At 46.1% G+C, this 11,648-nt stretch carries 7 protein-coding genes; 1 reads left to right on the top strand and 6 read right to left on the bottom strand.

Annotated features, from left to right (window positions below; genetic code table 11):
- The first annotated feature begins 144 nt into the window (after nucleotides 1-144).
- Nucleotides 145-1,089, top strand: a complete 945-nt coding sequence (gene hemC / locus WAA15_RS12175; RefSeq protein WP_337043035.1) for a hydroxymethylbilane synthase — start codon at nucleotides 145-147, stop codon at nucleotides 1,087-1,089.
- A 117-nt stretch (nucleotides 1,090-1,206) separates the two neighbouring features.
- Here the strand turns inward: hemC and WAA15_RS12170 are convergent, their stop codons facing one another.
- From WAA15_RS12170 to WAA15_RS12145, 6 genes are all read right to left on the bottom strand, one after another.
- On the bottom strand, nucleotides 1,207-2,661 hold the full coding sequence (locus tag WAA15_RS12170; protein WP_337043034.1) for a S41 family peptidase: 1,455 nt from the start codon (nucleotides 2,659-2,661) through the stop codon (nucleotides 1,207-1,209).
- Nucleotides 2,662-2,761: 100 nt separating this feature from the next.
- Nucleotides 2,762-5,410, bottom strand: a complete 2,649-nt coding sequence (locus tag WAA15_RS12165) for an SMC family ATPase (protein WP_337043033.1) — start codon at nucleotides 5,408-5,410, stop codon at nucleotides 2,762-2,764.
- A gap of 21 nt (nucleotides 5,411-5,431) precedes the next feature.
- On the bottom strand, nucleotides 5,432-6,652 hold the full coding sequence (locus tag WAA15_RS12160) for a metallophosphoesterase family protein (RefSeq protein ID WP_337043032.1): 1,221 nt from the start codon (nucleotides 6,650-6,652) through the stop codon (nucleotides 5,432-5,434).
- 135 nt (nucleotides 6,653-6,787) lie between these two features.
- Nucleotides 6,788-8,308: a GH3 auxin-responsive promoter family protein gene (locus tag WAA15_RS12155; protein WP_337043031.1), complete on the bottom strand. Its 1,521-nt coding sequence runs from the start codon at nucleotides 8,306-8,308 to the stop codon at nucleotides 6,788-6,790.
- 129 nt (nucleotides 8,309-8,437) lie between these two features.
- Complete coding sequence (locus WAA15_RS12150; protein WP_337043030.1) at nucleotides 8,438-9,319, bottom strand: glycerophosphodiester phosphodiesterase family protein; 882 nt, start codon at nucleotides 9,317-9,319, stop codon at nucleotides 8,438-8,440.
- Nucleotides 9,320-9,346: 27 nt separating this feature from the next.
- Nucleotides 9,347-11,638 (bottom strand): DUF5916 domain-containing protein, encoded by a 2,292-nt coding sequence (locus WAA15_RS12145; RefSeq protein ID WP_442892793.1) that lies wholly within the window; start codon nucleotides 11,636-11,638, stop codon nucleotides 9,347-9,349.
- Nucleotides 11,639-11,648: the final 10 nt, after the last annotated feature.

Below are 11,648 nucleotides of genomic sequence, written 5' to 3'. Positions count from 1 at the left end.
TTACCCCAACGGCTTGTTATTTGTCTGGAGTGCCGGCTAATGAGTTTTACAGCAATGTATCAACACACCGCATTCGGCAAGCACAAGCCAATTGTATAAATGGCACCCGCAAGTGCCTGTTATAATTAAAAAAGCGAAGCCTCTATGAAAATAAAAATTGGTACACGCGGCAGCAAACTGGCTCTATGGCAAGCCTACTACGTAGAAGAAAAACTCAAAGCCAAAGGCATTGAAACAGCAATTGTTATCATAGAAACCAAAGGCGATAAAATACTCGACCGCTCTTTGTCGAAAATTGGCAGCAAAGGCGTTTTTACCGAAGAACTCGAAGACCAACTTCGGAGCGGGGCCATCGACATTGCGGTTCATTCGGCCAAAGACTTACAGTCTGAACTAGCCGCAGACCTCGAAATTATTGCCTTTACCGAGCGCGAACAAACCGACGACGTACTGCTGAGTTATAACAAAGGCTTGTCGTTACAAAGCGGCCAAACCTTCGTAGTAGGCACGTCGTCTACGCGTAGAGTAGCCATGCTGAGGCACTATTACCCGCATATTAAAATTGTTGATATGCGCGGCAACCTGCAAACACGCCTGCGCAAGCTCGAAGAAAACCAATGCGATGCCCTGCTACTAGCTTATGCGGGCGTACACCGTATGCACTACAACGACCTCATTGTTGAACACCTGCCATCGGCAGAGTTTGTATCACCAGTAGGGCAAGGCTGCGTAGCCATTGAAGCCGCCAAAAGTTTGTCGGAAGAAAAAAAACTCATGATACGGATACTCATAAACGATGCCCAGACCGAAAAGTGCCTGCTGGCCGAACGTGCCTATCTGAAAAAACTGCAAGGTGGTTGTTCTATTCCGTCGTTTGGGCGGGCTACGCTGGAAGAAAACCCCAACGGAGGGCTTCACCTGAAAATGACCGCGGGGCTTATTAGCCTTGACGGACAAAAACTCATTAAAGTAATTGAAGAAGATGCCATCGACGACCCCGAAGCATTGGGCGTAAAAATAGCCGAAAACGTATTGGCTAACGGCGGAACAGAAATCCTGAAAGGGATTCGGGAGAATCTTGGCAACTAAAACCTTGCCACCCCACCGAGAGGGTAACGCTTTCGTTTTCACAGGTTACTAATAAAATGGCTTCTGCTCAACCTTATCGTAACAAGGTCAGGCAGAAGCCATTTGCAAAATACACCTTTACTTTTTTATATAATTCCTGACAAATTCAACCCAATCGGCTTCTTTTTCGGTAATTTTCACGTCGGGGCCGATACCCACGTTATCAATCGGATTTTGTGGCAAACGTGGGCTTTTAGCCAACGCATAAGCCACCCGCCAGCCATAGCAAGGCATTCCCCAGTCGCGCACTTCAATGTAATCGGCCAAGCCTTTGGTGTTTTCGCCAAATACTATCGTTTTTTTACTTTGTTTGGCTTCCAGTACAAACTGCTCGGCGGTGCTAGCCGTATTTTTATTCACAATAAAGGCTACTTTTTTGGGGTTCCCTGCCAAATTCCCCGCCGGAAACTCCTTATCGGGGCCACTCACGAATTTCCCCTGATTAGCACCCATTGTACTCAATATCATTTGTAGTTTCGGGGTGAGGCGTTCTTTATAACCCGGATACCCCTGTATAGCTTCCAGTTCGTGCCGCACCGACACAATGTTTTCATAAGTTGCCCTGAAAACCCCACCTTTCCGCACCACAGGGCTGGTATTGATATACGGAAACAAAGGCTCATACACGGCATCGTCGCCGCCGGGGTTATTTCGCAGGTCAATAATCAGGTTGGGCGATGTTTCCAGTATCTGACGGCTCTTCTGAATCATGTCTTTCACGTATTCGGGGCCATTAACTAACGTAAACGGAGGCAATACTACCAGTGCCGTTTCGTTATCGAGCTTTTCAACCCTGTAATCGGCAATTCGTTGCACCACGTCTTCTTCAGTGGCCACCTCGGTAGGAATGGGCAAAACCTTACTGAACTTATAAATGTTTTCCAGTACCAGCACGTTTTTTACCTCGCGGGTAAGCGTTGTTTCTGCCGAGAAGTCGGCATAATAATAAGTGGTGCTATAACGCAACGGAGCCACTTGCAGCAACTCGAATTTTACCTTTCCGGCCTTCCAGTCAGCGTCTTTATCGGTCAGCAGAAAACCCAGATATTTATTGGCATTTTTCTTGTCTTTTATAATACCCACCCTATACGCTTGGTCGTCGCTCTCCCAGATACCCTCTATGCTACCAAGCGCAGCACTATTGGTTTTAAGATAACTGGCAAAACTGATTTCGTTAAACGGAACCGCCGCCGCCTTGGCTACGCGCTGGGCAATTACCTGCGGTGATTCTTTAATGCTGTAAGGAGAAATTGGCGTAATAAACAAATGGCCATCCTGAAAGAAATCGAACCATTTTTTTAACAGAAAGAAGCAGTCCCACTCGTTGGAAATACCTTTGGCGGCTTCTTTTGTGTCGGCAGTAAGTTTATTAAAAGCTGCCTGATTATCGGGTCTTACTTTATCGGCCCAGCCAGCGTAATTGTCTTTTATTTTCTGATATGCGAAGTCGAAATTTTGCGAACAGACACACGCCTGCTGCGAAAACACGGAGCTACTAAGCAAAAACAAGAAAGCAAATACTATGTTTTTCATTGGTTTCAGATATTGGCAGGCCAATTGCCCTGCTTTCAGAGATGGGTTTGTGTCAGGGCTTGCCTGTTCTCAGAAGCATTTACCAAAATCGTGCCTAAAATTATTGCCAGCTTGTAAATACACGGCTGCCTTCGTCGGTATTTTCTATTTTCAGGAAGGTCTGTATTTCCTGTTGTAGTTCGTCAACGTGTGAAATAATGCCTACAATACGGTTTTCTTTCCGAAGCGATTTGAGCGTTTCAAAAACAATTTGCAGAGAATCACGGTCGAGCGAGCCGAAACCTTCATCCAGAAAGAAGAAATTATGCCTCGATTGCACCCTGTTATGGATATTATCGGCCAATGCCAGTGCCAGCGACAAAGCCGCCTGAAATTTCTGCCCGCCCGACAATGTTTTGAGCAAACGGGTTTTGCCGCCATTGAGCAGGTCGCGCACTTCAAAATCGTTATCGGCGTTTACTTCGAGGTGTAACTGGTGGCGTGTCATGCGGTGGAACCGCTCGTTGGCCGCATTCGACAGGTTTTTCAGATAAATACTCGACACGAAATCAACAAACCCATTAGCCTTGAAAAGTTTCTGTAAGGTTTCAAGGTTCTCTTTCCTGATTTCGAGCCTTTGTTTTTCCTGCAAAAGTTTTTCTTTGCTTTTCAGGTTTTCTTTTCCTTTCTGAATTTCATTTTCGAGGCTTCCTTCCTCCTTCTTCAAGCCATTGAATCTGGTTTCGTTGGCTTTAATGCCTTCTTTCAGTAAAGCGTGTTTTTCGGGTTCGTACACCTTACTGGCGGCATCTTTTGTGAGTTGCTCCAGCATCTGGCGGGTAGCCTGCAAGTCGGTCTGGTAAGCCTGTATTTCGTTGCGTTCGGTTTCAATCACAAGGTTTTGCCTTAACACATTCCAGACCTCCTCTTCCGTGCCAAACCCCACCTTGCCAAGCTGAGCATCTATTTCCTGTTGCATTTGTGCCAACGCATGGGTGTGTGCGTTAAGGCTATTGAGCAGGGTTTGCTGGCTTCCTTGTGTGGTTTTTATGCTGCCTTCCAGTTCGCGGTGGTCTTTGTCAAGTCGGGTAAAGGTTTCAACAATTTTCCGGTAATCGTTATCTGTTTTGCGTTGTTGTTCGTCAATTTCTTCGATACTCTTTTCGGCGAAATCCTCCCACCTGAATACCTGTAACTGCCCTAACAAGAGTTGTTTCTGGGCATCGAAGCCCGCCATTTGCTCAGTAAAGCGAGCTAAAGCCTTCTCGAATTTCTCGGTTTTTTCCTGCGTGTGGTCGTCTATTGTTTTGCCTAGCTGTTTAATGTGTTTTTCGGCCTGTTCCAGTTCGGTTCTGATACCTTCTTTTTTAGCCATCAGGGCTTTTATTTTGGTATCGAAGTCTTCGTCAGAACTTAAAATGGCCGGATGATGCACCGACCCACACAGCGGGCAAGGCTCGTTATCTTTGAGGGCATCGGCAAATTTCTGTAACGACTTCTGCACCTGCAAATGCACCAGTTCGTCTTGCAGTTTATGCTCTGTTTGCTGGGTTATGAGGTCGGCTTTGCGTTGTTCGAGTTGTTTTTCTTGCAGTTGCTTCTCGTTCAAAAGGTGCTGAATCAGGGCTTCTTTTTCTTTCAGTACCACTGCCCCGTTCCTGATGCGGTCTTGCAGGCTTGCGCTTTCCTGCTCAAGTTTTTTGAGGTCTTTCAGGCGTTTAAGCTCTTGAGATTTCAGCTGGTACTCGTCGCGTTTATCGTAGTAGGGTCTTACTTTTTCCAGTTCGCTCACCATGTTCTGCAAGCGCACCTGATTTTGCTCAAGCAATGCCTGATTTCGGGCAATTTCGGTTTTTACCTGCTGATGTTCTTTCTCTCTGGCCTGTTTCTGTTCAAACAACGACTTAAAATTAAGCACACATTGTTCGTAAAGTTTCAGTTTTTCCTCACGCATTTTAAACCAGTTCTGTTTTTCTTGCAGCAAATCCAGTTTCTGGGTGGTGTGGTTAAGGTTCGTAAAAAGTTTCAGGAGTTCGTCCTGCTGTTTTTCTTCATTGCGCTGTTGCACAAGGGCTGCCTCTACCTCTCTGATTAACTCTTTGGTGAGCTTTAGCTCGTGTTCTTTCTGGGCAATCATTTCGGGGGTTGCTTCGCCCAAATTCATCAATTGCCCGTGTATGCTTTCTAAGGCCAGAATGTTACGCTCGGCCAGCCGTTTGTTTTTTTCGGCCAAATCAAACTTTTCAAGACCAAACAAAACCTTCATCATTTCAGAGCGTTCTCTGCCTTTCAGTTCGATAAACTCCTGAAAATTTCCTTGTGGAATAATAACCGTCCGGCGGAAATTCTCGTAGTTTAGCCCTATAACTTTTTCGGCTACATCTTCGGTCATAATGGGGCTCCAGTTGTCGTCCATCCATTGGTAAACCTTTCTTTCAACCTTTACATCCCTGAAGTTCCGGCTATTTCTGCGGCCCTGTACCACAAACCTGTAACGGGTGTCTTCTTTTCCGGCCAGACACGTAAAATCAATCATTAAATCGTCCGAACTGAGGTTGGTCATGTTATAATAACGCTCATCGCCCGATTTGTTCAGCCGTTCGGTGTCGCCGTAGAGGGCAAACATAATGGCTTCCAGAATTGACGACTTACCACTACCCACCGACCCGAAAATACCAAACAAAGCCGCGCTTGTCAGGTTATTAAAGTCAATTTCCTGTTGGTGTTTATACGAGTAAAGCCCTTTTATTTTAAGATATTGCGGAATCATGGTTGTTCTGGGTTAAGCATTTTATTCTTCTCCTTCGGCCAGCACTTCTTTCAGCAGCAATAGCAGGTCTTGCGGAACCTCCTGCCCTTTTTTGCTTCTGAAATACTCTTCAAACAGTTTCTCAAGCCCTAATGAAAGGTCAAGTTTAGGGCTGTGGGGGTCATCATCGCCCAGATTCTTTATTTCAGGAATAATCTGTATAAGCCCGTCGTGGGCATCCAGCAGGCGTTTTTTATCTGTTGCTTCAAGGTATTTGTTTGAAACCATTGTTAGCTGAACCAGCGCGTGGGGGTTTTCGGCCAGCCACACAAGGGCGGCATCGATGGTATCGAATTTCTTTTTCAGTAGTACTCTTCCTTTCTGCAAGGCAATGGGTTTGTGGCTCAGCAACTGCCCTGCGGCGGTTTCGAGCAGTACTACATATTTGGTTTGGTTAGCTTCTGAAAAACTATACGCCAGCGGGCTACTCGAATACACCACGGGGCAAGGCTCGGTATCAATTGTCTGATACCTGTGCAAATGCCCTAAAGCTACATAGTGCAGCCCCTTTGGTATGTTTTCGGAGTAAATAACCGACGCCCCGCCAATGTGCAGAATCGGGCGTTCGTCTTCGGGTTCTTCGGGCATTTCGCCCCCTTTTTTCATAAAAAACAAGTGCGTAGCCAGCAGGTTGAAACCGGCGTTATCCAGATACTGGTCGGCCAGTTGTTGCCAATGCTTCTGTAAATGCACCCGTAGGGCATCGTCGGTTTCAACAATACCCAGAAAAGTCTTGAGGCGTTGCTCGTTGGCATAGGGCGTTAATAAAACCCGCAGCGGAAACGCACACGCCGGAATTTTCATTTCAATAAAGCCTTTGTCGGCTTTGGTCACTTCAAGCCCCGCCTGTGTGCGGAAGGGCTTCACGCTTACGTTGGGGTAGCCCACAAATATAATTCCGCAGGCTCTGGCCAGTGCGTCGGGTACTTCGATACGCTCGGGCGAATCGTGGTTGCCTGCAATGGCAATAACCGCCCTTGTGCCATTGGCCGACAAACGGTGTAGCGTAGAATATAATAATTCCATCGCCTCTGACGATGGATTAAAGTTATCGAACAAATCGCCTGCTACTATCACTGCATTAACCGATTCACGCTCGGCTATTTCGCATATTTCCTGCAAAACCTCTCGTTGTTCGTCAAGCCGCAGGTAGTTATCCAGTCTTTTGCCCAGATGCCAGTCGGCCGTATGTAAAATTTTCATTCTAGTGTTTAGCTTTTGCGCTGTTTGGTGGGTGTGTTCACAAGCTCATGATTATTACCGACGTTGGTCTGGAAACAGAAAAGCCACTCATTCTCAGTAATCAGTGGCTTTAAAACGATTGCCGAAAACGTTAGGTCAGGCGTTTATCATGTCCAGAATATCGTCCAGATACTCGCGCGAGTTACTCAGGCGCGGCACTTTGTTTTGCCCGCCCAGTTTACCTCTTTTCGACATCCACTGATAAAACGTACCGTTTTCAACAAAATGCACTTTAGGTGCCAGCAAAGCCATATCTTTAAAACGCTTGGCATCATAGTCTGAATTTACTTTCCGAAGGGTGTCGTCCAGTTTCTCAACAAAAGCCTGCTCGTTGTCGGGCTTTTTTGAAAACTCAATTACCCATTCGTGGCAGCCTTTGTTACCTTCGCCCATGTATACAGGGCCGGCGGTATAATCAACCATAGCTGCGCCCGTAACGGCACAGGCTTCTGTAATGGCAATGTCGGCGTTTTCAATTACTACTTCTTCGCCAAAGGCATTAATAAAGTGCTTGGTGCGGCCACTTACCTTGATTCGGAACGGATACTTTGACGTAAACTTTACGGTATCGCCAATTTTATAGCGCCATAAACCTGCGTTGGTCGAAATCACGAGCGCATAGTTTTTGTCGAGTTCTACTTCGTCGAGCAACAGGGTTTTTGGGTGGGTCTTGTCCCATTCTTCCATCGGGATAAACTCATAGAAAACGCCGTAGTCGAGCATCAAAAGCATTTCGCCTACCCTGCCGAGTTCATCCTGAATGGCAAAAAAGCCCTCCGAGGCATTGTAGGTTTCAAGGTAAGACACTTGGTCTGACGGAAAGAATTTCTGCCTGAATAACTCCCGATAAGGCTGAAAAGCCACGGCTCCATGCACAAATACTTCAAAGTTTTCCCAGACCTCGAGCATATTCTTTTTGCCTGTGCGCTCCAGAATGTTTTCGAGCAACACAACCGTCCAGGTTGGTACACCCAGAATACTGGTTACGTTTTCCTGCGAGCAGATGTTTATCATCTGTTCCATTTTTTCTTCCCAGTTTTCCATGAGGGCTACCTCAATAGGGGGCGTACGGATGAAATCGGCCCATGCGGGCAGGTTTTTCATAATAACCGCCGAAATATCGCCCGCCTGTGTGCTTGGGTTGAAGGGGTTTTTATGCAGGGTTCCGCCTATCGACAAGCCTTTGCCTTCGTACAGTTTGGCATCGGGGCGGTTGTTCAGATACAAGGTCATCATATCTTTTCCGCCTCTGTAATGGCAATCTTCGAGCGACTCCTCCGAAACAGGCAGGAATTTGCTCCGCGAATTGGTCGTACCCGACGATTTTGAAAACCACTTAATATCAGACGACCACAGGATGTTCTGCTCGCCTCTTAGTACTCTTTCAATATAAGGATACAGTTCTTCGTAGGTCGAAATGGGCACTTTATCCTGAAAATCCTTAATGGTTTCGATGCTGCCATAACCGTATTTCAGGCCCCATTCGGTATAGCGGGCGTTTTCGATAAGCTCATGGAAGATACGGTGTTGCGTTTCGATAGGATACCGCACAAACTCTTCAATGCGCTCAATACGCCGCTTGATGAAAAAACCGAGTATGTCGTTTAAGATGCTCACGCCAGGTTGAAATATACTTTAAAAACTACCCAAATTATATAATTTTCTTTGTTCTCACATCATTTCGCAAGGCTTGTTTTCTTTGTTCAGGCATAAACCTCTGATTTTTAAGCATTTACACATTTGCTTTTAAAGCCCTTTGGCGCGGTCGGGGTAATCGGTAATAACGCCGTCGCAGCCAGCGGCTTTTACTTTTTCCATGTCTTCTCTTTTATTGACTGTCCACGGAATAACCCTGATACCCAACTCGTGCAGTTGTTTTACACGCTCAGGCGTAGCCTGTGTATAATAAGGGCTCCAGATGTCGGGCTTGAAACCCAACTTGTCCAGATTCACCTGCACATCGTTGTTAGCCACAGGCTCAATCAGCACGGCCATAGCTATTTTTTTGTATTTTCCGGCCTGCATCTGGGCATACCAGTGTTTCAGCACGTTATAATCGAAGCTCTGCATATTTACCCGCTCAAGCGGCAACGATTTCACAATAACGTTATACACAAGGTCCGAAAATTCGGCTATTTCGGGTTGGCTTTTGCCTATTTCTTTGGGGCTGCTTTTTATTTCGATATTATACTTAACCGGAGGCACGCCTTTTTGCTTGGTATATTTCTCAATCTCTTTTATCATGTCTTTTAACAAAGGCTTATAAGCCTTCATTTTTTCCTGCTCAGGAAACCCCTTATGCCCGCGCGAGCCTACATCGTATTTCTTGATTTCGTCGTAGTCGAGCAAATACAGGTTTCCTTGTGTTTCTTTGGTTACAGGCACGCCGTTGGGGTCGGTCGAAATATCAGGATTAAAATAAGTATCGTGCGATACCACCACTTTTTTATCTTTTGAAATAACCACATCAAGCTCAAGCACCTGCACGCCCAAGTCGATAGCTTTTTTAAAGGCCGGAATGGTGTTTTCCGGCACAAGGCCACGCGCACCGCGATGCCCCTCAATCTCGAAAGTCATGGTCTGAGCAAATGTTAAAACTGGTAATAAAAAAAACAATAAGGTTTTCATGTGTATGTAAGGTTGAATAATAAAACATCAGACGTTCCACCAATAGGTAAATTTCACAACCAGCGCGCGGTTTCTGACCCTGAAGGTATCAGAAAAATAATTGTCGGTATAAACCAGAAACAGGTCTGAGGCCGGGCTGTACCGCCATTGCAAACGCGAATTAATATTAAAGTTATTATTCTGGTTGTTAAATTGTACAAAATTAGTCAGGAACAATTTATTTGTAAAGGTAACATCTATTTTAGGGCCTAGCAGCCAAAGATTATATTGTTTATTTATTAATTCTTTGGGCAATAGCGGGTCTTGTTCAAATGCCAGACGGTTATAATTGGCGTTCATGGTAATGGCTACATAAGGTTGGAACCGATACCCCACCGAAGCGTTGATTTTCAGCCGTGAGCCATTGGCGTAGTACCCGCCGTAACTCGTCGAGACCAGATACGTAAAAAGTGCCTGCGGCTTAGAGGTATAATCAAAACCCAGCGAGTTCCATTTATGTTGGCTGCCTTCGGGCAGGTAAACGCCTACATAATTGGTGGGGTCGAAGGGCCTTAACAATTGCACAAAATTATGCCCTGCCCACATAAAAAGCGTATTGGTTTTTCTGAAATTGATTTTGTAGCCTAACTGGATTTCGTTCTCGGTCTGGTACGAAAAGTTTTTGTCAAAATAGTGCGTCAGCATAGCCGTAGGGCCGTGGCTCAGGATTTTCTTGGATTTCGGAAAAAACAGATACGCCGCCTGCGGATTCAGTTTTCCGTAGTTGATACGCGGCACATAGCCCACTTCGGCCGAGTAATTACCGCCTACCTGCTCAACCTGCAAGCCGTAAATCCATTTACGGGCTGTATACAGAATGTTTCCGGCAAAAACGGCATCGTTGCTTTTGCCATTAGGCACAAACGAAGCCAGATACAGAAACTTACCCGACCAGATATTATTTTTTGAGGCAAGGTTATACTCAATGCCCAAGTTGCGGTTAAAGCGCGAAATGGCGTTTACGTCGGCCACTCCGTTGTAGTTCAGGGTTTCTTTGTTCACAAACATCACGGCAATGTTCGAGCGGGCAAAAACACGGCGTTGCAGGGCTATCACGCCAAAATTCTGCGGCGGAATTCCGGCGGCTTCTTCGCCGTCTTTCTTTTTGTTAATGCCCAGTAAATCGAACAAACCGCTGCTTGTACCCGGCACACCCACATAGCTGCTACCTGTTTGCATATCCATGAAGCCTATGCGCCAGTCTTTATTTAGTTTTCCGCTCAGCCTTGCCCCGAACCGAATGGGCGCATTAAGGCCGATACGGCGCGAAAAGAAAGGCCGGATGGTCTGATACCCGAAGTTAGAGAAAAGGTCGCCGTTTTCGAGAAAAAACTGTCGTCTTTCAGGAAAAAACAACTCAAAACGGTCGAGGTTGGTTTGTTGCTGGTCAACATCAACCTGCGAGAAATCGGGGTTCACGGTCAAATCCAGATTAAGCGATGACGTAAGCCCCACTTTGGCATCAAAGCCAAAATCGCCTCTGAATTTTGTTGGAGATTTGGCCTCCTGATTGGCACTCACACCACCCAGTGCATACGGAATTACAGAAATATTTGACCCTACCTGCGGCGGGGGTTCGTCCCACACGAGCGAGGCCGCATACGCCAACGAAGCCGTGGCAAACTGCCGCGGTACAGGCGCCCAAGCCGATTTCTCGGTAGTTTTCAGGTCGAGGCGGCTAAAGTTTACGCCCCAACGGGTAATTCCTTTCTTATAACGGAGGGTCTTAAACGGAATAGCGGCTTCCCACACCCATTTATCGTCGTCGTAGGTTACTTCCGACATCCACTTGTTATCCCAACTCAGGTTGGCGGCACTACCGTTATAAAGCAGGCCGTCCCATTGTGCGCCGTGTGCATTGGCTCCGAAGGTAAAGCCGTTGGTCTGGTCGTCGAAGGTGTCAATAAACAATAAATCGTTGTCGTTCTTCCCGAAAGTAAAATCTCTTTTCAGCGACTCGACCATGTACGGCCCGGGTACTTTTTCATAATTAATAAAAAGCACATAGAGGTTTTTGTTGTCGTAGGTCATTTTTACTTCAGTACGAACAAACGCTTTGCTGGTGTCCATAGGCAATACCTGATAAAAATCAGTAGCCAGTTGTGCATCGGCCCAAGCGCGCTCGTCGGGCAGGCCATCTACCTTAATGGGCGAGGTAGCCCGATGAATACGGTACTCAATTTTGTCGTTTTTCTTTTGGGCAATAATTAAGGAAGGCAGAAAAACAAAAAAGGTTAATAGTAAGAGAGGGTCATTAAATTTTTTAAAGAACGGTTTCAAAGTATTTATA

The organism is Emticicia sp. 17c, from assembly GCF_037153985.1.
In the GTDB taxonomy this organism is placed as follows: domain Bacteria; phylum Bacteroidota; class Bacteroidia; order Cytophagales; family Spirosomataceae; genus Emticicia.
The sequence above is the reverse complement of the archived record's forward strand: the minus strand, read 5'-3'. Positions and strand labels throughout refer to the sequence as shown.